This is a genomic window from Micromonospora sp. DT81.3, from assembly GCF_049847225.1.
GTDB lineage: Bacteria > Actinomycetota > Actinomycetes > Actinomycetales > Microbacteriaceae > Microbacterium.
The window spans coordinates 47,327-68,049 of record NZ_JBNCNY010000013.1 but is presented as its reverse complement, the minus strand read 5'-3'; the positions used below and the strand labels follow the sequence as shown (position 1 = coordinate 68,049).

Below are 20,723 nucleotides of genomic sequence, written 5' to 3'. Positions count from 1 at the left end.
GCCGAAAGGATCCGCGACGTCGTCGGTCCCAGGTTCGACGACTACCTGCAAGGCAAGCCGGTCCCCCCGCGCACCAAAGCGCTGATCGAGCGGCTGATCGCACAATACGGCGGCTGAACACCCACCCAAACGGATGCCCCGGGGTACGGCCACCCCGGGGCATCCCCACACCCTCGTGCAGGACTGCGTAGCAGCTATCTAGGCCGGGTAGCTTCGCCACCGGGTCACACAGCCTCGTCGGTGGCGACCCACCGCCGGAGGGTGTGCGTGCTCTGGCCACCAATACTCCACGCCTTCTCCGCTGATGGTCCGGCTCGGCCTGCAGCGGCGCGGCCACTTAGGCCAGCAAGAAAGGAGCCACACGCCCATGGACGCCCGTGAAGCTGCCTGGCGTGCGTACGCCCGATCTATCGCCCTGCAAGATATCGGCGAGGAAGCACTCGAAAATGCAGAAATCGACTTCAAGGCGGGATTTGAGGCGGCGATGGCTATCTTGAGCTCCCCCGATCGCAAGCTCAAGGTGCTCCGACCGCAAGTCGTGAGAACGGGCTGAGTGCAGAAGCATTGCGAATCTCTACAACCGGGTCTTGGTGATGTTCGTCTCGCTGAGGATCGCTAAGCGATGCTCGTGCGGCGTCGTGCCAGGTGGATCGGCGGCGCGGAGCAGCGTCGATGTGCGGAACGGGGCGCCGAGCTTCCGGGCGAGGGTCACGACCGTAGGCCCAGACGCGCAGATGGCGACGAGCCTAGATGCATCCAGCTCGTCGGCTCAAGCGGAACCAAGCCCTGGTGCACTACCGCAGGTCGGGCGAACACGAATCTCGGGAGGCCCGCCATGGGAAAGCTCACGTACGGCACGGTGCTGAGGGCGGACTTCGATGACCGGACCCTCTGGCATCTGCAAGCGGTGATCGGCAGCAAGATGCGGCGAGGCGAATCGTTCCACTTCTCGTGGAAGGACGACAACAGCATTGGTGGTGGCAGCTCCAGCGTGTGGGTTCATCCGAATTGCTCGATGATGTACAGGTTCCACGACTCTCGGCGACCGGTCCTGAATCGGGCATGGTTAGACGCGCTGATGAAGTCCGCGAATTCGCACACTGGACTGGTCGTTGTCCCCGAGCCCTCAGATCCGGGCGGGCAGGTTGGCTCAGGCGTCGAACTCCCAGGCTCGATCTGACCCGAACTCGGTTGCGGTGAGTGAGAAGGAGAACTCGTCGGCGTTGTCGCGAAGCAGACTGGCCTCATCCCGCACCAGGGCGGGAAGGTCTTCGTCGATGATCTCGTCGGATGTGACCGCTTCCGTGTCCGAGCCGGAAATGGCAAACCGCGCGGACTACGCAAGACCATCTGATGCGTTCTCTGGCGATACCGCCCGGGCACCTCTTCGGACGGGACATGCGGGCCCGCAAAGCCAGGGCTGTAAGGCTTTTAGTTCGGCGGGCGAGGTGACCCCCGACAGTCAGGCATCAGCGACTTTCTGGCGGAGTGGCGTCACGAGTTCGCGATAGCGGGGAAGAGCCGAGACGGTCCTAGTGAACTCTACGTGGAGCCGCGCACGACGAGTTCGATCGCTACGTCCGACGCGGCGGGTGACTCCTCACCGCCCTCCACGCCAAGGGCGGCGAGTGTCGCTGGAGCGATGATCTTGGCCACTCGCTCTGCATCAGGCGCGGTGGTGGTCAGGGGAGGGAATGCGACCCCGCCGGCGAACGTATTGTCCGCACCGATTACTGCGAGATCGTCGGGGCAGCGCAATCCGGCGTCGGCGATCGCGCGCAGAACTGCCAGTCCTACATCGTCGTTGAATGCGCAGATTGCGGTGATACCGTCCTCCCGGAGGCGGCGAACGGCGGCGGCGGCCGGTACACCGAGCTCGGTGAGGCTGAGCACCGCCGGTTCATCCATGCCAGCGTCACGTGCAGTAGCCAGGACGGACTGGCGCCGACCGACGATCGCGCCATCCAGTTCCGGAATGGGGCGCTCGACTATCGCGATGCGGCGGTGTCCACGGTCCCGCAAATGACCGATTCTTAACTGGCTGCCTCGCATCTCCAGGTCGCGCAGGGCCTCTGTCGGCACCACCACGGTGTCGATCCCGGCATCCACCAGCCGTTGCCGGTCATCGGCGCCAAGCGGTTGGTTGACCAGCACTGCTCGGGGCCGTAGTTGCAAAGCGGTCGCCACGAGCGAGTGACGGGTGGACGTGTCCAGATGCACCGATGCAGCGTATCCGCGCGCTGCCAGGGCGGCGATCAACTCGGCCATGACGCGGAACGTCATGGCGCCATACGGTGCCGCCGGCAACTCGAGAAGAATCACGCGGCTGGATCTTTCGGCGAGGGATTTGGCGGCGAGATTGGGTCGATAGTCGAGCATGGAGGGACGAACCCTTGGGATCACGCTGCCGATCGCGAGCTCGTGATCCGCCACAGCGTGATGCCGTTAGCGACTACGAGGTAATCCTGGTTCACGCCGCTGACCGCGAGCGAGGTTGATCTCTCATTCCGTTCGATTACGGGTGTGCCATGGCGGTGCGGGTTCCAGATCCGGACCTTACAATCGCCGCCCGTCGCAATGCGTCCATCGGGCAGGGCAATCACCGACCCCACCCAGTCGTCGTGGGTGCCGAGTTCGAGGGGCGTACCCGGATGGTGGGAGTCCCAGATCAAGACCCGGTTGTCTCTTCCGCCGGTCGGGATGCGTGCGTCGGGGAGCGCCGTGACCGCGCCGACGGAGCGGTTGGGGAGGCCAGGTGCGATGGCGGTGCCGAGTTCGACGGGGCCCGGGTGGTGGGGCGCCCAGACTCGGACCCGGCCGTCGTACCCGCCGGTGGCGATGCGTCCGTCAGCGAGGCTCAACTCTGTGAGTCGCCCGCACGGAGCGACGCCCCCAGCATCCGGAGAGTCCTGATCTCGCGAGCGATTCGATATTCCTCGCGTCGAAGCAGCCTTATCGTCTTTCGGATGGCGTCCAATTCCGAATCGCACGCCCGATCCTGCGACGCGATTGTTGCCGAAGGTGGCTTCAACGCGTGTTGCGCTCGACGGGCCGACAACCGAAGGCGGAGCTCGGAAAGCCGGTCGGCTAGTGTGGCGCGATAGCTCTGCGCGAGCAACAGTTCGCTGTGGAGAATAGACCGCTCAGTGCGACCGTCCTCGATCATGCGACGTCGCCAACCTTTGAGTTCTCGACTGATGATCGACGGACCACCAGTGTTGGCGTCGCAACGTGCTCGAACTCCTGTACCTCGCCCGCGGGCTTGATCAGCATTTTCGCTGCAAGGCTCCCGATGGCGGCATTGCCTGGGTCGACACTGGTCAGACCGATCTCCCGCAGGCCCGAGATGTAGGTGTTGTCGTATCCGGTAAGTGCTACGCGCTTACCTGTCCGCTCTCTATAGCCTGCGATTGCCGCCATGGCCCCCACGGCAGCAAGATCGTTCACTGCTGTGATGGCAGTAGGAGGAAACTCGCCGTTTAGGAGCTGCTCCGCAGCAGCATGACCAGCGGACTCGGAGTAGTCTGCGGGCGCGACATGTACTGATGTGGCGAGTCCCAGGGCACCCATGGCGGCGTGGTAGGCGGCGGCGCGTTCGGTGGCGACAGCACCCCCTTGCCCGCCGATGTGCGCAATACGTGTGTGCCCAAGAGCCGCGAGATGTTGGACGACGAGGCGGATCCCGGCCTGGTCGTCGCCGCGCACGATACGCGCGTTCGGAAGCCCCTCTGGGATAGCGCTCGCGACAACCGTGGGTACATCGAGTGCCAGGGCGGCGATCTCGTGCATGTCGGGAATCGATCCGACGACGAGGATTCCTTTTGGGCGAAGATCGTGGAACAGGCGCAGCAGCCGGCGGTCGAGGACGGGCTGTCGATCGACACTGGGCAGCGCCGCACTGGTCATCAGGCTGACTTCACCGGACGACGCCAACGTCAGGCGGGCGGAATCCACAATCTCGGCGAAGAGGGGATTGTGGAGGTCGGCGACGAGGATCGCGATGAAGCCGCCATCGTTGCCCGCCAACGACTGAGCGACGAGGTTCGGCCGAAAACCCAACTCAGAGGCAGCGGCGAGCACCCGCATGCGTCGGGCCTCGCTGACTGCCTGTGGCTTCGCGTACACGAGCGACACCAGGGATTTCGAGACGCCGGCGCGCTCCGCAACGTCGCGAATGGTCGCTCGCTTGGTCATTCTTCTCCGATCCGCCGTCAGCGGCCCAGCAAATGCGGCACCGCAGGCTTGGAGTAATTATCACAACGTGACACGCCCGTCCGCTATGAGAGAGAAAGTTCTTGACATGTCAGTGCTGGGCGCTCATGATGAACCTACATGGACCGGTCCAATTCCGCTCATGCTGGCAGCGAAACCTGCGCTCTCGGATCTCGCGTTCGATCGCGCCGTTGCCATTCCCATAGCAACGAAGGACATTCAATGAAGAAGTTCACTCCGCTGATCGTTGGGATCAGCGCACTCACGATCGCATTGGCCGGGTGCTCCGGGGGCGGTAGCGCGGGGGCCTCAGGCGACGGCGGTGGGGGAGACGGCGAAAAGGTCTTCATGATGCTGCCGAACTCGACCACCACGCGCTTCGAAGCGCGCGACGCACCATACTTCGAAGAGGCGCTCGCCACTGAAGCACCAGATGCGGAGCTGACGGTCCTCAACGCCGAGGGCGACCCTGACAAGCAGCAGCAACAGGTCGAGGACGCCATCACCCAGGGCGCGTCGGTCATCGTGCTGGTCTCCGCCGACGCCAACCTCGCGGCCGGATCGCTGACGCTCGCCGAGCAGGCCGGGATCCCGGTGGTGCTGTACGACCACGACGCCATCGGCGGCCCCGCCGAAGCTCAGGTCGTCTTCGATTCCCTCGCTGTGGGCCAGGAGCAAGGCGAGCGCGCCGCCGAGCTCATCGAAGGCATGGAGGGAGACGGCTTGAAGGTGGCCCGCATCATGGGCAACCCGGGCGAGTACGGCACCGAGCAGTACACCAAGGGACAGGACGAGCATCTTTCACCACTGGTCGACAGCGGCAAGATCGAAGTCGTCTGCGAACAGAACATCACCAACTGGGACCCGGTGGAAGGGCAGGCGTTCATGGAGGACTGCCTCGCTCAGCAGAGCAACGATCTCGACCTCATCGTTGCGATGAATGATGGCCTCGCCGGGGCCTCCATCGCTGCACTGACCACGCAAAGCCTGGAGGGTAAGATCCCCGTCACCGCTGGGCAGGACGCCACCGTCGAGTCTCTGAACTACATCGTTCAGGGCTTCCAGGACAGCACCGTCTTCAAAGATCTGCGCCTCGAGGCTGAAGCGGCGGCCAAGATCACCGCGGCACTCCTTGCAGGGGACGCAGTCCCGGAGGACTTGGTCAACGGCGAGGTCGACAACGAATTCGCGAAGATCCCGGCCGTATTCCTTCCCGTCGAGAACGTCACGATCGACAACATCCAGGACGTCGTTGATGCCGGGGTGTGGACCTGGGATCAGATCTGCCAGGGCGCCGAGGACACCGACATCTGCAAGGAGCAGCTCCAATGAGCGACAACACCGCCCAGGCGGTCAGGCGACCGAGGGAATTCGAGGGCCTGCCCCCCATCCTCAGCCTCACAGGGATCAAGAAGTCGTACGGCGCCGTGAACGTGCTCCGAGGCGTGGACCTCCAGATCCGACCGGGAGAAGTCGTGGCGCTCGTCGGTGACAACGGCGCCGGCAAATCCACCCTCATCAAGACGGTGGCCGGCATCGTCCGGCCCGACGAGGGAGAGTACTTCTTCGACGGCAAGCAGGTCGAAATAAAGTCTCCGAACGACGCGACATCGCTCGGCATCCAGACGGTCTACCAAGACCTCGCCCTGTGCGACAACCTCGACGCCGTGCAGAATCTGTTCCTGGGTCGCGAGCTTGCCGGCGCGCCGATGTTCGGGCGGCGCATCAAGCGGGCCGAGTCGCAGAAGCGAGCCAAAGAGGTGCTCCGACAGCTGCGGCTGGACAGCATCTCACTGACGCGCCCGGTCGGAGCGATGTCCGGCGGTCAGCGCCAGAACATCGCGATCGCCCGATCGATCCTGTGGAAGCCCAAGCTCGTCCTCTTCGACGAGCCGACCGCAGCCCTCAGCCACAGCGCCGCAGCTCAAGTTGGCGCGCTCATCAAGGGCCTCGCCGCCGACGGACTCGGGGTCCTCGTCGTCTCGCACGACATCCACCAGTTCGTCGTCGATGTCACAGATACCACCTACGTCCTCCGGCTCGGCCGGGTCGCCGCGCGCTTCAACTCCAAGGAAGTCAGCGGCGAGACCATCGTGAACTCGATGGTCGGCGGCAACGAGGGAGTGAACTCAGCAGGATGAACGCACACATCACGGGGCCTGCCGGCACGACCGGCGTAGGCGATCCCGAAACAGATATCGCAATCGAAACTCCATCCGGAACGATCCAGACCCCGACGCCACCGGGCCGCCGTCAGATGCTCACGGCGTTGGCGACCGACTTCCGCGCCCTGCCGGTGCTCGTCGCGCTGCTCGCACTGGTGATCTTCTTCTCCACCCAGTCGGATGTATTCCTCTCAAGCCGGAACATCTCCAACCTGCTCGTGCAGACAGTGGTGACCGGAACCATCGCCCTCGGCCTCGTGTTCATCCTTCTCGTCGCGGAGATCGACCTGTCGGTCGCGGCGATCAGCGGCGTGACTTCGGTCCTGATGGCCAAATTGGTTGTCGAGTCGGGACTACCAGGATGGCTCGCAATCGTGTCCGCAATCTCGGTCGGTGTCCTCATCGGCATCCTGACCGCAACATGGGCGACCCGATTCCTCGTACCAACGTTCGTCGTCACCCTCGGGCTCGGGCTCGTGCTCAATGGAATCCAGCTGGCACTGCTACCAGAATCCGGTCGGTACAGCTTGCTCGGCACCGGCATCGAGGACATCGCGGGGACCTACCTGACCGGAATCTGGTCGTGGGGGTTCCTGCTCGTGGCAGTCGTCGCCGTCGCAGTGCTCGCGCTCAGTCGCTACAGACGCAATCGTGCCTTCGGGATTGACACATCACTGGTTCGAGTGGTCGTCCTCCCCGTAGCGGCGATGACCATCATCGGGGGGATCCTCGTCCTCGCGCTGAACAGCAGCCAGGGCGTCCCTCTGCCGGTCGTGATCTTCATGGTGCTGCTGGGCCTCGCGGGCTACCTCCTCAGTGAGACGCGCTTCGGTCTGCATCTGTACGCGGTAGGCGGCAACGTCGACGCGGCTGCGCGATCGGGCATCTCCGTCGGGCGCATCAAGGTCATCGCCTTCGGGATAAGCGGCGGCCTCGCGGCACTCGCAGGGGTGATCGCGGCATCGCGGCTTCTCGGTGTGTCGGTTGCCTCGGGCGGTGGCATCGGTGGCGGCGCACTGCTGCTGAACTCCATCGCCGCGGCCGTGATCGGCGGTGTCAGTCTCTTCGGTGGCCGAGGCCGTGCATCCTCGGCACTGCTGGGCGCCTTGGTCATCGGAACGGTGAGCAACGGCCTCAACCTGATGGGTGTCGAAACGCAGGTGCAGTTGGTCGTCACCGGCGTCCTGCTGGTCCTCGCCGTCACCCTGGACCGGACTATCGAACGAGCCACCGGGCCCACGACGAAGTAACCGGCGCGCTGGCCGGCTCGGCAAATCATGTGCCGGCCAGCGCCTCGAATCCCAAGAACACCGGCGGCCTACCCGCTCTTACCCTTTCAGGAGATGTCCGTGACCGCCTCAGGCGAAACCCCCCGCACCGTCGGTGTCGGCCTCATCAGCGTCGGCTGGATGGGGCGACTGCACAGCCGTGCCTACTCTGTACTGCCGTTCTTCTATCCCGAACTGGGGCTCCGGACTCGGCTCGTCACCGCCGCCGACACCGCGGCGGCCGGCCGGGACTACGCGTCAGACGTCCTCGGCTTCGCCCGCACCGTGAGCGACTACCGTGAAGTGCTCGCCGACCCCGAGGTCGACGTGGTCTCAATCTGCGCGCCGAACTTCCTCCACGCCGAGATCGCCATCGCCGCAGCCGAAGCGGGCAAGCCGTTCTGGGTCGAGAAGCCGGTCGGGCGCTCCTCGACCGAGACAGCAGCGGTACGCGACGCTGCGACCAAGGCCGGTGTTCCCACGGCGATCGGCTTCAACTACCGCCACGTCCCCGCTGTCGAACACGCCCGGCAGCTGATCAACGACGGCACGATCGGAACCATCACCAACGTACGGGGACGCTTTTTCGGCGGGTTCTCCTCCAACCCCGAAGACCCCTTCACGTGGCGCTTCGAGCGGGAGCAGAGTGGCAGCGGTGTCCTCAACGACCTCATGGGTCACCTCGCCGACCTCATCCACTACCTGCTCGGCCCGATCGGTTCGGTCACCGCTGTCACGGGGACCTACCTGACCGAACGCCCTGGGCTCAAAGGCACCCCGCAAGAAGGGAAGCGCGTGCCCGTCGAAAACGAAGATTACGCGACCATGCTGATCCGTTTCGACGACTCCGCGGTTGCGGCAGGCGCCCTTGGGAGCCTCGAAGCATCCCGCATCGCGGTCGGGCCCAAGTCGGAGTACGGGTTCGAGATCTTCGGCACCGAAGGCTCACTGCGCTGGGAGTTCGAACGGCTGAACGAGATCGAGGTCGCGATCGGACGGGCCGGATCCCACGTCGGGTACACCCGCGTCTTCGCCGACCGAACCTTTCCCGAATACGACCGCTTCCAGCCCAGCTCCGGTACGGGGATGGGATACGACGACCTGAAGATCATCGAGGCGAAGAGGTTCCTCGTCTCGGCCACCGGCGGACCGGCTGAAGGGTCGAACATCTCAGACGCGCTCGCTTCGGCACAGGTCCTCAGCGCTGCAGAAGAATCGGCGGCATCCGGGCACTGGGTGCACACTCCTGTCGTACCGGGCAACACCAGCAATACGAAGGAGACCAGCGCGTGAGCACTTCCGCAAAGATCGCAGGAGCCCCGATCAGCTGGGGCATCAGTGAAGTGGCCGAATGGGGCGTGCAGCTCTCCCCCGATCGGGTGCTGTCGGAGATGCGAGAGTTGGGCCTGCTCGCGACCGAGATCGGTCCCGACGGCTTTCTCCCGCCGGCTCCCGCCGACAAGGCGAGCACCCTCGCCTCATACGACCTGACGGCTGTCGGCAGCTTCGTCCCGGTGGTGATGCACCAGCCGGATGTCGATCCACTGCCTCGCATTCTCCGCGAGCTCGACGACTATGCCGCCGCGGGCGCCGACATCCTCATCGTCTGCGCGGTGACAGGCCTCGACGGCTACGACACGACTCGCGAAGAGATGACAAATGAGCAGTGGCAGACGCTGCTCGGCAACCTCGATCGAATCAGCGATGCCGCGCGAGACCGAGGCGTCACCGCAGCATTGCACCCGCATGTGGGATCGATGGTGGAGACCGCCGAAGACGTCGATCGGGTGCTGGCGGATTCGTCGATCCCGTTCTGCTTCGATACCGGACACCTGATGATCGGCGGCACCGATCCGGTCGCCTTCGCTGAGGCCCACGCCGCCCGCATCGCCCATACTCACCTCAAGGATGTCGCCATCCCGGGCATGCAGAGGGTGAAGGATGGCGGGATCAGCTACTTCGACGCGATCGTCGCCGACAGCCTCTACCGACCACTGGGGCAGGGAGACGTCGACGTTCGCGCCATCGTCAAGAGTCTGATGGACAGCGGCTATACGGGCTGGTTCGTGCTCGAGCAGGACAAAGTCGTGCAGGAAATGCCGGGTGCCGGCGAGGGGCCGCTCACCGATGCGCGCGAGAGCGTGCGGTATCTGCGTGGGGTGCTCGCCGAGCTCGCTGCGGAGGCGTCGTGACAGGCATGCGCATCGGTGTCGTCGGGCTCGGCCGTGTGGGCATCATGCACGCGCGCAACGCCGCTCAGGCCGATGGCGTCGACGAGGTCGTACTGATCGGCCGCGACGCAGGCAGGACGCAGGCAGCCGTGGAGCTGGTGACGGCGTCGATAGCGGATGACGCGCCCGACGAACTCGCCGGAGAGCATGCGCGACGCGGGCGGACGCCCGGCAGGGTGACGGCATCGGCCGCCCCGTTCGCGGCAGCATTGCCGGACTTGGACGGAGTCATCGTCGCCACATCCACCGAAACGCACCCCGAACTGTCCGTCCTTGCTGCGGAGTCCGGGGTGCCGGCCCTCGTCGAGAAGCCGCTCGCACTGGATCTGGCCACGCTCGAGGCGACGTGTGAACGACTGGAGGCGACGGGCTCGCCGGTCATGATCGCCTTCCACCGCCGGTATGACCCTGCTCACCGTGCCCTCCGCGACCATGTGCGAAGTGGAGATCTCGGAACTCTGCGCGTCGTCGCAGCCGTCGATCATGACCGGCTGCCATTGAGCGTGGACTACATTCCCCGATCCGGTGGCATCTGGCGTGACCTTCTCATTCACGACTTCGACATCATCCCGTGGGTGACCGGTCAGCGGATCGTTCGCGTGCACGCGCAGGGCACGGTCCTCGATGCCGCCGCGCACGCGCGTCATGGCGACATCGATACAGCGGTGGCCGTACTCGAGTTGGAATCCGGCGCCATCGCGACGGTGTCAGGCACGCGCCGAAACGACGCCGGGCAGGACGTGCGCCTCGAGGTGTTCGGCAGTGCAGGGACCTACGGAACCGGAATCAGCGATCGCACACCGGTGACATCTACAGAGGCCGGCGGGCGCCCGCCCGTGGCGCCGTACCAGCAGTTCATCGACAGGTTCGAGCTCGCGTTCCGTCACGAGGTCGATGCATTCATCAGCCTCGCCACCGGGCGCGGCGAGAACGCCAGCCCACCCCGCGCCGGGATAGACGCGTTACGAGTGGCGCTGGCCGCGGCGCGATCACTCGCGACGGGACAGACCGTCGACATCGACCAAGAGGCTCTGGAGGCTGTCTCATGAGTACCCCGACTCGGATCGGTCTGATCGGCACTGGGCGCATCGGCCAGGTTCACGCGCGCAGCATCGCCGCCATCGACGATGCTCAGCTGACGTGGGTCTGCGACCCGTTCGAGCAGAGCGCAACCTCGTTGTCCGCACGGTACGGCGGACAGGTCACGACGATCCCCGACCACGTGTTCGCCGCCGGCGACGTCGACGCGGTCATCATCGCCTCTCCGACGCCGACACATGTGTCGCTCATCGCCGCCGCTCTGGATGCCGGCATACCGACGCTGTGCGAGAAGCCCATCGACCTCGACCTCGCGAAGGTGGACAGTCTGCGAGCTCGTGCCGCATCATCATCGGTTCCGTTCGCACTCGGCTTCAACCGCAGATTCGATCCTCATTTCGCCGGCGTGCACCGCCGGGTTGCGGCCGGAGAGATCGGCCGACTGGAGCAGCTGACGATCACCAGCCGCGACCCTGCCCCGCAGGCGAAGGAGTACGTGGCTGTCTCCGGGGGCATCTTCCGGGACATGACGATCCACGACCTCGACATGGCGCGCTTCTTCGTCCCTGACATCGTCGAGGTCACCGCCCGGGGCGCAAACCAGTTCGACTCTTCCGCCGCAGAACTCGGCGACTACGACGCCGTTCAGCTCGTGCTGCGTGGTGCCGGCGACGAGCTGATCTCGATCACCAACTCGAGGCACAGTGCCTACGGATACGACCAGCGGCTCGAAGCCTTCGGAGAGCGGGGCCTGCTGCAGGTCGGCAACGTCGGCCCCGATGTCGTTCGGGCCTTCACCGGCGAAACGGTGGAGGCAGTCGGCCCGTACTACAACTTCTTCCTCGAACGGTACGTCGACGCCTACCGGCTCGAGCTCATCGAGTTCCTGCGGGCTGTGCGCGGTGAAGCATCCACCAGTCCCGGCTTCGAGGACGGCCGGGCCGCCCTCGTCCTCGCCGATGCCGCCGAGCAGTCGGCCCGGACCGGCGCGAGCGTCTCAGTGGACCTGCGCGCATGACCGCGCCACCTCTGGTAGCGACCTGCTGGACCAGTGCGGGGGCGGTCGCACCTCTGGATCCCAGTGAGCGCAGCCCTCATGATCCGCTCGATCGACTGCGTGCAATCGCGGCCACAGGCTGGAACGGCTTCGGCCTCGGGCAGGACGACCTGCGCCACGTCGATGACACCATCGGCTTCGCTGCGCTGCGACAAGTCGCCATCGAGCTCGGTCTGACACACATCGAGGTCGAGATCGCGGGCGGCTGGTGGCAATCGGATGATCGCCTGTGGAGACCCACGTGGGACCTGCTCCTTCGGGCGGCCCATGAACTGGGTGCCCAGTTCATCAAACTCGGAACCGCGTTCGGCGCCCCGATGGATGACATCACACCCCTTGTTGATCCGATGCGCCACCTCGCGGAACAGGCAGCGACGGCGGCAACGCGTGTGGCCCTGGAACCTCTGCCCTTCGCGATGGTCGCATCAATGCCCCAGGGTGCAGATCTCGTTCGCGCGGTCGACCACTCATCCGCCGGACTCGTCGTCGACTACTGGCACGTTTTTCGCGCCGACACGTCTCTGGAAGAACTCGCCGCGCGAGTCCCGGTCGACAGCATCTTCGGTGTCGAGCTCAGCGATGCTCGACAGCGGATAGTCGGGACCCTGTTCGAAGACACGCGGGACCGGCGCACCCTGCTCACCGAGGGGGACCAGGACGTCGTCGGCTTCATCCGGACCATTCAAGACATGGGATATCAGGGCGCGTGGGGCGTGGAGATCCTCTCCGTCGAGCACCGCGGCCGCCCTCTCGTCGACGGTCTCCATCTCGCCCGCGAGTCCGCACTCCGCGCATTCGAACTCGCGGCGGAAACATCAGAAGTTCGCACTTAATGGACGAACCGTCCGTCTGATAGTATCTTGATGAGCAGGAAAGGGATTTCAATGTCGCAGCCTCAGATCTTTAAGGCCGGGGAGTGGGAAACGATCACGCCCGAATTGGCCGGCTGGACATACGTCGGCTTCTCCGTGAAGTCGTTCTCGCCGGGTGAGAGCCTCACGATCGCCGCGGACGAGCAGGAGCGAGCACTCGTTCCCCTCTCCGGCATCGTTACGGCGATCATCGACGGCGAGGAGATCGTCTTCGGTGGGCGCAGCAGCGTCTTCGACGGTCTGGGCTACACCCTGTATGTGCCACGGGACACCGAGGTCTTGATCACCGCTCCGGATGGAGCCGAGGTCGCGATCGCGTCTGCCCCCGCCACGACCAGGCACGAAGTCCGACTGGTCACTCCCGACGATCTCGGCGTCGAGGCACGCGGGGGCGGCAACGCCACCCGGCAGGTGGCGACGCCGATCCCTCCTGGCTTCCCGGCGGATCGGCTGCTGGTCGTCGAAGTATGGACTCCTGGCGGCAACTGGTCCAGCTTCCCGCCGCACAAGCATGAACACGACCATGACGGCGAATCCGAGCTCGAGGAGACCTACTACTACCGGCTCCGGGATCCGGAGAAGGGGTGGGCGATCCAGCGCGCCTATTCCCCGGAGCGAGGCTTCGACCTTGCCGAGACCGTGCGCGACGGCGACATCTGCGTGCTGCCGTGGTCGTATCACACCACCGTCGCGGCGCACGGGCACGACCTCTACTACCTGAATGTCCTGGCGGGGCCCGCTCCCGAGAGGACACTGCAGGCGTTCCAGGATCCGACCCTCGCGCCACTGCAGGACGAGTGGACCATCTTGGGCACCGATTCCCGCGTGCCCTTCATCCCCCGCTATCCCCAGCCTTCCTCCTCCCACGAACAGGACTGAATGCAATGACGCAGAACACGTCTCACCCCACCATCCGCCTCACCGTAGGCCAGGCCGTCATCCGCTTTCTGCAGGCGCAGTATGTCGAGCGCGACGGAACCACCGAAAAGTTCTTCGGCGGCGGCTTCGGCATCTTCGGACACGGCAACGTCGCCGGCCTCGGGCAGGCCATGCTGCAGTACCAGGACGAGTTCCCGTACTACCAGGGCCGCAATGAGCAGGGCATGGTGCACATCGGCATCGGCTACGCCAAGATGCGCAACCGGCTCGGCGCGCTCGTGGTGTCCACGTCGATCGGCCCGGGTGCCACGAACATGGTGACCGGCGCCGGGACCGCGACGGTGAACCATCTGCCCGTGCTGCTCCTGCCCTCGGACGTGTTCGCCACACGTGCGACCGGCGCCGTGCTGCAGCAGCAGGAGATGCCCTATTCGATGGATGTGACAGCCAACGACTCGTTCCGTCCGGTGTCGCGCTACTTCGACCGGATCATGCGACCGGAGCAGCTGGCATCCGCTCTGCTCGAGGCGATGCGCGTGCTGACGAGTCCTGCCGACACGGGTGCGGTCACGATCGCTCTGCCACAGGACGTGCAAGCCGAGGCGTTCGACTTCCCGGAGGCGCTGTTCGCCGACCGGGTCTGGCACGTGGCGCGCAACCGCGCCGACCGGGCAGCGATCCACCGTGCCGCCGACATCATCAAGGCGGCCAGCCGCCCGGTCATCATCGCCGGTGGCGGCGTCATCTACTCGGATGCGATCGACCAGCTGGTCCGGTTCGCAGAGGCCACCGGGATCGGTGTCGGCGTGACGCAGGCAGGCAAGGCGGCGATGCCGCACGAGCACCCACTCGCCTTGGGCGCCCTGGGAGCGAGCGGATCACGCTTCGCCAACGACATCGCCGGGGAGGCGGATGTCGTCATCGGCATCGGCACCCGCTACACCGACTTCACCACCGCGTCGAACACGCTGTTCGCCAACCCGGACGTCAGATTCGTCAACATCAACGTCGCGGAGATCGACGCTCTCAAGGAGGCCGCGACGGCGCTCGTGGGTGATGCCCGCGAGACCCTCGACGACCTGCTCGAGGCGCTCGGCGGGTGGAGCGTGGCCGACGCCGGCCGCGAGGCAGCCATTGCGAGTGCGACCGAATGGCGGGCAGAGATCGATCGGATCATCGAGGTGGATGACGGCGGCACGCTGTCGCAGGCGCAGATGCTCGGCATCCTCAATGCGGTCTCTGGCGAGCGTGACGTCATCGTCAACGCGGCCGGCTCGATGCCGGGCGACCTGCATCGACTGTGGCGTCCGGGGTCCAGCAAGGGCTACGACATCGAGTACGGCAACTCCTGCATGGGGTACGAGATCCCGGGCGCGATCGGCAACGCGCTCGCGGATCGGTCCCGCCACGTGTTCGGCCTGATCGGCGACGGCACCTACCTGATGCTGTCGCAGGAGATCCTCACCGCTGTGCAGGAGCATCTGAAGATCACGTTCGTCGTCGTCGACAACTACGGCTATGGATCGATTGCGGCGCTCTCCGACACGCTCGGCTCCCAGACCTTCGGCACTCGGTTCAACGAGCGCGGGGACGGGTCCATGCACAACGGCGCACGGCTCGAAGTAGATTTCGCGGCCAATGCGGCGAGCTACGGGGCGAAGGTCTGGTCGGCGGACAACGCGGCCGACTTCACCCGCGCACTCGAAGAGGCCAAGGCCTACGACGGAACCAGTGTGGTGTACGTACAGGTCGACGCCCAGGCCCGTTTCGGCGGGTCCGGCGCTTGGTGGGATGTGCCCGTCGCCGAAGTGTCCACCCTCGAGTCGACGCAGAACGCTCGCGCTGCTTACGAAGAGAAGCGCGCCGCGCAGCACCTTTACCTCTGATTCGTCGCCGCCGCGGCATACTCTCCAGCTGTTTGCCTGCGGCGGGCGCGAAACCATCTCCATCACCTGAAACGAGACCGCTGTGCCGACACTCACCACCGACTCCGTTGCCACATTCCTCCGAACCGTTCCGACCGGCCTCATCATCGGTGGTGAAGAGCGTGCGGCGAGCGACGGTCAGACCTTCGATGTCTTCGACCCGGCGACGAACACCGTTCTGGCGACCGTCGCCAGCGCGAGCCCGGAGGACGCCCTCGCCGCGGTCGATGCTGCGGATGCCGCAGCCGCTCAATGGGCGTCGACACCGCCGCGCACCCGTGCGACGATCCTTTTGCGCGCCTACGAGCTGATCATCGAGGCCGCAGACCATCTGGCTTCGCTCATCACCGCGGAGAACGGCAAGATCCTCTCCGACGCTCGCGGCGAGGTCCTCTACGCTGCCGAGTTCCTGCGGTGGTACTCCGAGGAGGCGGTCCGCATCCCGGGAGCACTCCAGACGGCTCCCTCGGGAGCGAACCGCATCCTCGTGACCCACCGTCCGGTCGGGATCGCCATCCTCGTCACACCGTGGAACTTCCCCGCGGCGATGGCAACGCGCAAGATCGGTCCCGCGCTGGCTGCCGGGTGCACAGTCATACTCAAGCCCGCGAGCGACACTCCGCTCACAGCCCTCGCGCTCGCGACTATCTTCGAGCAGGCAGGCGTCCCGGCGGGGGTGATCAACGTGCTCCCGAGCCGCCGCTCCGGGCCCGTCGTCAGCGCCATGATCCACGACCCGCGCACTCGCAAGCTTTCCTTCACCGGTTCAACCGAGGTCGGAGTCGACCTCATGAGGCTGGCCGCGGACAACGTCCTCAAGACGTCGATGGAACTCGGCGGCAACGCCCCGTTCATCGTCTTCGACGATGCGGACGTGAAGGACGCCGTCGCCGGCGCCATGATCGCCAAGATGCGCAACGGCGGAGAGGCGTGCACGGCTGCCAACCGCTTCTATGTGCAGGCGGGGGTCTCCGAGGCCTTCAGCCGCGAGCTCTCGGCACAGATGGGGGCACTTTCCCTCGGGAACGGGCTGGACCCCGCCGTCAAGCTGGGTCCGCTCATCAACGAGCGAGCCCGCGACGACATCCATGGCCTGGTGACCGGAGCCGTCGCCGAGGGTGCCACCGTGGTGGTGGGAGGGTTAGTGCCCGAGGGCGACGGCTTCTTCTATCCCGCCACGGTTCTCACCGGCGTGCGGCCAGATGCCGAGATCCTGGATCACGAGGTGTTCGGGCCGGTCGCGCCGATCGTGACGTTCCAGACCGAGCAGGAAGCGATCGACCTCGCAAACGGCACGCCGTATGGGCTGGTGTCCTATGTCTACAGCGGGGACCTCGCCCGCGCGCTGCGCGTGAGCGAGCAGATTGAATCGGGCATGGTCGGGATCAATAGAGGCCTCGTCTCGGATCCCGCCGCGCCCTTCGGCGGAATGAAGCAGAGCGGCATCGGACGAGAGGGCGGTGCCGAAGGCCTTCTCGAATACATGGAGAGCCAGTACATCGCCGTCTCCTGGTGAGCTGACTCATCGAGGCTGACACTCCAGCCGACGTCGTTGAACCAACGCTCCGGCTGACTGCTCACCCGGTGGTCGTGGGTTCCTCGCCGTCAGCGGCGGGGCGTGGGGAGAGCCGATTCGCTGCACGTCGCAGTTCGTCGACGAAGTCTTCCCGTCGAGCCGTCATGTCGGGGGCGAGCCCTGCCAACGAGAGGGCGCCGATCGCTTTCACCGTGGGGCTGCCGACGGGCACTCCCAATGCTCCGATCCCGTCCGTGACATCTTCGTCAGACACTGCGTACCCGCGCTCCCGCGTCGCCACGACATCCGCACGCAGCTCATCTTCACCGACGAGCGTCGCCTTCGTGAATCGCTTCCGACTCGTTCGCTCCAAGTAGGCCTCGACATCGGCGCCGAACGCGAGAAGCGTGCGGCCGGCAGCCCCGGCATTCAGCGGAAGGGTGCGACCCGGCTTGAGCACGAGAACGCCGATACCCCTGCCCTGCTCCCATTCCACGCAGACGGCTTCGTTGTTGCGGAGGACGGAAAGGTAGGCGGTCTGGCCCGTGCGCTCGACAAGGTCTGCCAGGACGCTGCGCGCATCGGTCCACTCGCGCATCCCAGCTCGTGCGTGATCCGCGAGGTGAAGCCATCGCAGACTGAGTTGAGTCTTGGAGTTTGGAAGCGCCTCCGTGAATCCGACAGCGTTCAGGCCATCCAGCAGGCGATACACACTGGGTCGCGGGATCCCCACGCGGTCGGCGATCTCCGCTGGAGTCAGGGCGCCCTCCTTGCTCAGTGCGTCGATGACGTCGTCCGCGTTGACCAGGACCTTGATCGGCTTCATCCGGCAATCAGCTCCTTCCGGTAGCCGAGTGCGCGACTGGCGTCATCGGCGGCCTGCATGGTGAGTTGAGGCACGGGCAGTTGGCCGGAAAGAATCTGGTTCCGGAGGCCGCTGACCGAGATCGCTCCCTCGAGCTCCCCTCTGTGATTGAAGACGGGCGCGCCGATCGCTCCGATCCCCGGTGTGACGTCCTCATCGGACAAGGAGTAGCCGCGCGAGCGCGTGGAGGCGATCGCCTCGCGAAGTGACGCATCCGAGGGGATGGCTTCTCCATTGCGACGGCGGTCCGACAGCCGCGCCAAAATGGCCTCGCGCTCGCTCTCAGCGACGAACGCCAGAATCGCGAGTGGCGCGGCGCCTCGAAAGAGGGGGAGCGAGTCACCCAGTCGCATGGCAAGGGAATGGACGTCGCGTCCGTCCAGACGTTCGACGCAGACGGCGGTGTCGCTGCGGAGGAAGCACAGGAAGGCGGTGGCGTTGGTTCGTCTGCGCAGCTCCTCGAGCGCGGGCTTGCACGCGTCGCGAACATTCACCTGGTCCTCGAGCAGGCTGCCGATCCGCACGAGCCGAACACCGAGACGGAAATAGCCTCGCCGCGGCGCAGGGTCAACCCAGCCGATTTCTCGCAGAGAGGACAGCAATCGGTACGTAGAACTCACGGGCTCGTCCGTACGAGCGGCAAGTGTCTGCGCGGTTGCTTCTCCGAGTTCCTCTAAGGCGGACACGATGGCGCCCGATTTCTGCAGGATCTCCATCCCACCCGCATCGCCGTCAACTGTCATGGGCTGATTTTCACGTCGTGGACGCATCCTGTCAATCACGACAATATCACTCACTAGACACCGCGTCCGTTGAATGATACTTTGGACCCACCTACTACTTCTGCAAGGGGAGATATGACCGTTCTCGAGCACCTCAGCGTTGAGTCGACCGAGCTGGACGCTCTGGCTCGCCGCGCACGCTGGCACATTGTGAACACCGTCGCCGCAAGCAAGGCCGGCCATATCGGGGGCCCGCTGTCGGCAACGGATCTGCTCATCGCGCTGTACTTCCGTCAGCTGCGGATCGACCCGGCCAACCCGTCTGAGCCCGACCGCGACCGGTTCATCCTCTCGAAGGGCCACTCGGCCATCGGCCTGTACACGGTGCTCGCCCTGCGCGGATACTTCCCCGAGGCCGAACTGGCGACCTTCGACCACGGAGATTCTCGGCTGCAGGGTCACCCCGACATGCTGCTCACTCCGGGCGTGGACTCATCGACCGGTTCACTCGGTCAGGGCCTGGCCGTCGGTGCCGGCATGGCGCTCGCCGCCAAGCGCCTCGGCAAGGATTTCCATACCTGGGTCATGGTGGGTGACGGCGAGATCGAGGAGGGCATGGTCTGGGAGACCGTGATCTCCGCACCGCGCTTCCAGCTCGACAACCTCACACTGATCATCGATCTCAACGGGCTGCAGCAGTACGGCTGGCCGGCTGCCGAAGGCGACCGATTCGACCGAAGCGAACCGATGGGTCATGTCGACCTCGAGGCCGTGTTCCGCGGATTCGGATGGAACACGCTGTCCATCGACGGTCACGACTGGGACGCCATTCTCGAGGCGTACACGACCGTTGCCGAGAACCGCGGAAAGGCCGGTGCTCCGACCGTGATCATTGCGAACACGACAAAGGGACACGGCATCTCCTTCACCAGCGGCACCTACAAATGGCACAACGGCATCGCCACCGACGAGCAGCTTGAACTCGCCCGCACCGAGCTCGCAGAGCTCGCCGAGGAAGGACACAACGAATGAAGGCCCAACGCGTGGTGTGGGGCGAGACGCTCGCCAAGCTCGCCGCTACGGACCCCACCCTGGTCGTGCTCGATGGCGATCTCGCCACCTCGACACGTGCCGATATCGTCGCCGATGCGCAGCCGGATGCCTTCATCGAGATCGGCATCGCCGAGCAGAACATGGTCGGCATGGCATTCGGGCTGAGCACGCTCGGCTACCGCCCCTGGCTGTCGACCTTCGGTGTCTTCCTCACTCACCGCGCGATCGACCAGATTCGCATGCTGGTCTCGCAGACGAAGGCTCCGGTCCGCATCGCCGCTGCCTACAGCGGGCTGCTCAACGGCTCCAGCGGCAAGACCCATCAGGACATCGAGGACTTCGCGATCATGCGGGCGATGCCCAACATCACCGTCATCGCCCCGGCAGACGAGTACGAGGCAGCAGCCGTCATCCGGTGGGCGGCGGAGCACCCGGGGCCCGTGTACGCACGATTCGCGCGCGATGCCGTGACCCCGCTCTTCACCGCGGATGTCGTGTTCGAGCCCGGAAAGCCGGTGGTGGTTCGCGAAGGCACGGGAGTGACGCTCATCTCAACGGGCGTCCAAAGCTCTCGCACGGTCGATGCGGCGAACCTGCTCGCCGAGGAGGGGATCGATGCCCGCGTGATTCATCTCGCGACCCTTAAGCCCCTCGATGAGAAGGCCCTGCTCGACCTGATAGGCGAAGAGGATCACGTCATCACGGTCGAGGAGCACAGCCGTATCGGCGGCCTCGGAGGACTCGTCGCAGAGGTGGTCTCGGAAGTCGGCGGCATTCGATTGACCCGAATCGGGCTTGAAGACCGCTGGTCGGAGTCTGCCCCGAATGACTTCCTGCTGGACAAGTACGGACTCTCACCGGAGCGCGTCGCGCAGAGCGTCAAGGCGAGCCTGCACGTCACTGCCAGGTGAATCGTGTCC

At 65.3% G+C, this 20,723-nt stretch carries 21 protein-coding genes; 15 read left to right on the top strand and 6 right to left on the bottom strand.

Translation table 11 applies throughout. The features are described from left to right. The first annotated feature begins 367 nt into the window (after positions 1-367). Positions 368-553, top strand: coding sequence for a hypothetical protein (locus tag ACPW96_RS20750; RefSeq protein WP_425821747.1), 186 nt, complete (start codon positions 368-370; stop codon positions 551-553). Positions 554-574: 21 nt separating this feature from the next. On the opposite strand, the gene ACPW96_RS20745 is transcribed toward ACPW96_RS20750, so the two are convergent. Further along, entirely contained in the window at positions 575-712 is a 138-nt protein-coding gene (locus ACPW96_RS20745) for a hypothetical protein (protein WP_425821745.1), read from the bottom strand. A gap of 123 nt (positions 713-835) precedes the next feature. Between ACPW96_RS20745 and ACPW96_RS20740 the strand changes: the two genes are divergently transcribed. Further along, on the top strand, positions 836-1,180 hold the full coding sequence (locus ACPW96_RS20740) for a hypothetical protein (protein WP_425885427.1): 345 nt from the start codon (positions 836-838) through the stop codon (positions 1,178-1,180). Positions 1,181-1,542: 362 nt separating this feature from the next. On the opposite strand, the gene ACPW96_RS20735 is transcribed toward ACPW96_RS20740, so the two are convergent. From ACPW96_RS20735 to ACPW96_RS20725, 3 genes are all read right to left on the bottom strand, one after another. After that, positions 1,543-2,433 (bottom strand): substrate-binding domain-containing protein, encoded by an 891-nt coding sequence (locus tag ACPW96_RS20735; protein WP_425885425.1) that lies wholly within the window; start codon positions 2,431-2,433, stop codon positions 1,543-1,545. Then, positions 2,400-2,861 carry a WD40 repeat domain-containing protein gene (locus ACPW96_RS20730; protein WP_425885423.1) on the bottom strand — a complete coding sequence of 154 codons (462 nt, stop codon included), beginning with the start codon at positions 2,859-2,861 and terminating at the stop codon, positions 2,400-2,402. The genes ACPW96_RS20735 and ACPW96_RS20730 overlap by 34 nt, the downstream gene beginning before the upstream one ends. Positions 2,862-3,162: 301 nt before the next feature. Next, complete coding sequence (locus ACPW96_RS20725; RefSeq protein ID WP_425885421.1) at positions 3,163-4,194, bottom strand: LacI family DNA-binding transcriptional regulator; 1,032 nt, start codon at positions 4,192-4,194, stop codon at positions 3,163-3,165. A gap of 138 nt (positions 4,195-4,332) precedes the next feature. On the opposite strand from ACPW96_RS20725, the gene ACPW96_RS20720 reads away from it, so the two are divergent. The 11 genes from ACPW96_RS20720 to ACPW96_RS20670 all read left to right on the top strand — a co-directional run bounded on the left by ACPW96_RS20720 (position 4,333) and on the right by ACPW96_RS20670 (position 17,163). After that, entirely contained in the window at positions 4,333-5,544 is a 1,212-nt protein-coding gene (locus ACPW96_RS20720; protein WP_425885420.1) for a sugar ABC transporter substrate-binding protein, read from the top strand. Beyond that, positions 5,541-6,353, top strand: coding sequence for an ATP-binding cassette domain-containing protein (locus ACPW96_RS20715; protein ID WP_425885419.1), 813 nt, complete (start codon positions 5,541-5,543; stop codon positions 6,351-6,353). Before ACPW96_RS20720 ends, ACPW96_RS20715 begins: the two co-directional genes overlap by 4 nt. Then, the gene (locus ACPW96_RS20710) at positions 6,350-7,627 is read left to right on the top strand and encodes a sugar ABC transporter permease (RefSeq protein ID WP_425885417.1); all 1,278 of its coding nucleotides are present in this window, start codon (positions 6,350-6,352) and stop codon (positions 7,625-7,627) included. The genes ACPW96_RS20715 and ACPW96_RS20710 overlap by 4 nt, the downstream gene beginning before the upstream one ends. Positions 7,628-7,726: 99 nt before the next feature. Then, positions 7,727-8,938, top strand: coding sequence for a Gfo/Idh/MocA family protein (locus ACPW96_RS20705; protein WP_425885415.1), 1,212 nt, complete (start codon positions 7,727-7,729; stop codon positions 8,936-8,938). Then, positions 8,935-9,837: a sugar phosphate isomerase/epimerase family protein gene (locus ACPW96_RS20700; protein ID WP_425885413.1), complete on the top strand. Its 903-nt coding sequence runs from the start codon at positions 8,935-8,937 to the stop codon at positions 9,835-9,837. Before ACPW96_RS20705 ends, ACPW96_RS20700 begins: the two co-directional genes overlap by 4 nt. A 5-nt stretch (positions 9,838-9,842) precedes the next feature. Further along, on the top strand, positions 9,843-10,925 hold the full coding sequence (locus ACPW96_RS20695) for a Gfo/Idh/MocA family protein (protein WP_425885428.1): 1,083 nt from the start codon (positions 9,843-9,845) through the stop codon (positions 10,923-10,925). Then, positions 10,922-11,932, top strand: coding sequence for an inositol 2-dehydrogenase (gene iolG / locus ACPW96_RS20690; RefSeq protein ID WP_425885411.1), 1,011 nt, complete (start codon positions 10,922-10,924; stop codon positions 11,930-11,932). Before ACPW96_RS20695 ends, iolG begins: the two co-directional genes overlap by 4 nt. Continuing rightward, positions 11,929-12,804, top strand: coding sequence for a sugar phosphate isomerase/epimerase family protein (locus ACPW96_RS20685; RefSeq protein ID WP_425885409.1), 876 nt, complete (start codon positions 11,929-11,931; stop codon positions 12,802-12,804). The genes iolG and ACPW96_RS20685 overlap by 4 nt, the downstream gene beginning before the upstream one ends. Positions 12,805-12,855: 51 nt before the next feature. Beyond that, positions 12,856-13,722 carry a 5-deoxy-glucuronate isomerase gene (gene iolB / locus ACPW96_RS20680; protein WP_425885407.1) on the top strand — a complete coding sequence of 289 codons (867 nt, stop codon included), beginning with the start codon at positions 12,856-12,858 and terminating at the stop codon, positions 13,720-13,722. A gap of 5 nt (positions 13,723-13,727) precedes the next feature. Further along, entirely contained in the window at positions 13,728-15,608 is a 1,881-nt protein-coding gene (iolD, locus tag ACPW96_RS20675) for a 3D-(3,5/4)-trihydroxycyclohexane-1,2-dione acylhydrolase (decyclizing) (protein WP_425885405.1), read from the top strand. 82 nt (positions 15,609-15,690) lie between these two features. Then, positions 15,691-17,163 carry an NAD-dependent succinate-semialdehyde dehydrogenase gene (locus tag ACPW96_RS20670; RefSeq protein WP_425885403.1) on the top strand — a complete coding sequence of 491 codons (1,473 nt, stop codon included), beginning with the start codon at positions 15,691-15,693 and terminating at the stop codon, positions 17,161-17,163. A gap of 61 nt (positions 17,164-17,224) precedes the next feature. Here ACPW96_RS20670 and ACPW96_RS20665 read toward each other — a convergent pair whose 3' ends face one another. Both ACPW96_RS20665 and ACPW96_RS20660 read right to left on the bottom strand, forming a co-directional pair. Next, entirely contained in the window at positions 17,225-17,989 is a 765-nt protein-coding gene (locus tag ACPW96_RS20665) for an IclR family transcriptional regulator (RefSeq protein ID WP_425885401.1), read from the bottom strand. Further along, a complete protein-coding gene (locus ACPW96_RS20660) occupies positions 17,986-18,825 on the bottom strand; it encodes an IclR family transcriptional regulator (protein ID WP_425885399.1) in 840 nt (279 codons plus the stop codon). The genes ACPW96_RS20665 and ACPW96_RS20660 overlap by 4 nt, the downstream gene beginning before the upstream one ends. 60 nt (positions 18,826-18,885) lie before the next feature. Between ACPW96_RS20660 and ACPW96_RS20655 the strand changes: the two genes are divergently transcribed. Further along, on the top strand, positions 18,886-19,782 hold the full coding sequence (locus ACPW96_RS20655; RefSeq protein ID WP_425885397.1) for a transketolase: 897 nt from the start codon (positions 18,886-18,888) through the stop codon (positions 19,780-19,782). After that, positions 19,779-20,714 (top strand): transketolase family protein, encoded by a 936-nt coding sequence (locus tag ACPW96_RS20650; protein ID WP_425885395.1) that lies wholly within the window; start codon positions 19,779-19,781, stop codon positions 20,712-20,714. The genes ACPW96_RS20655 and ACPW96_RS20650 overlap by 4 nt, the downstream gene beginning before the upstream one ends. The last annotated feature ends 9 nt before the right edge of the window (positions 20,715-20,723 follow it).

Coding starts and splice junctions, on each gene's coding strand:
- ACPW96_RS20750 (WP_425821747.1), top strand. CDS start 368: ATGGACGCCCGTGAAGCTGCCTGGCGTGCGTACGCCCGATCTATCGCC.
- ACPW96_RS20740 (WP_425885427.1), top strand. CDS start 836: ATGGGAAAGCTCACGTACGGCACGGTGCTGAGGGCGGACTTCGATGAC.
- ACPW96_RS20725 (WP_425885421.1), bottom strand. CDS start 4,194: ATGACCAAGCGAGCGACCATTCGCGACGTTGCGGAGCGCGCCGGCGTC.
- ACPW96_RS20720 (WP_425885420.1), top strand. CDS start 4,333: ATGGACCGGTCCAATTCCGCTCATGCTGGCAGCGAAACCTGCGCTCTC.
- ACPW96_RS20715 (WP_425885419.1), top strand. CDS start 5,541: ATGAGCGACAACACCGCCCAGGCGGTCAGGCGACCGAGGGAATTCGAG.
- ACPW96_RS20710 (WP_425885417.1), top strand. CDS start 6,350: ATGAACGCACACATCACGGGGCCTGCCGGCACGACCGGCGTAGGCGAT.
- ACPW96_RS20695 (WP_425885428.1), top strand. CDS start 9,843: ATGCGCATCGGTGTCGTCGGGCTCGGCCGTGTGGGCATCATGCACGCG.
- iolG (WP_425885411.1), top strand. CDS start 10,922: ATGAGTACCCCGACTCGGATCGGTCTGATCGGCACTGGGCGCATCGGC.
- ACPW96_RS20685 (WP_425885409.1), top strand. CDS start 11,929: ATGACCGCGCCACCTCTGGTAGCGACCTGCTGGACCAGTGCGGGGGCG.
- iolB (WP_425885407.1), top strand. CDS start 12,856: ATGTCGCAGCCTCAGATCTTTAAGGCCGGGGAGTGGGAAACGATCACG.
- iolD (WP_425885405.1), top strand. CDS start 13,728: ATGACGCAGAACACGTCTCACCCCACCATCCGCCTCACCGTAGGCCAG.
- ACPW96_RS20665 (WP_425885401.1), bottom strand. CDS start 17,989: ATGAAGCCGATCAAGGTCCTGGTCAACGCGGACGACGTCATCGACGCA.
- ACPW96_RS20655 (WP_425885397.1), top strand. CDS start 18,886: ATGACCGTTCTCGAGCACCTCAGCGTTGAGTCGACCGAGCTGGACGCT.
- ACPW96_RS20650 (WP_425885395.1), top strand. CDS start 19,779: ATGAAGGCCCAACGCGTGGTGTGGGGCGAGACGCTCGCCAAGCTCGCC.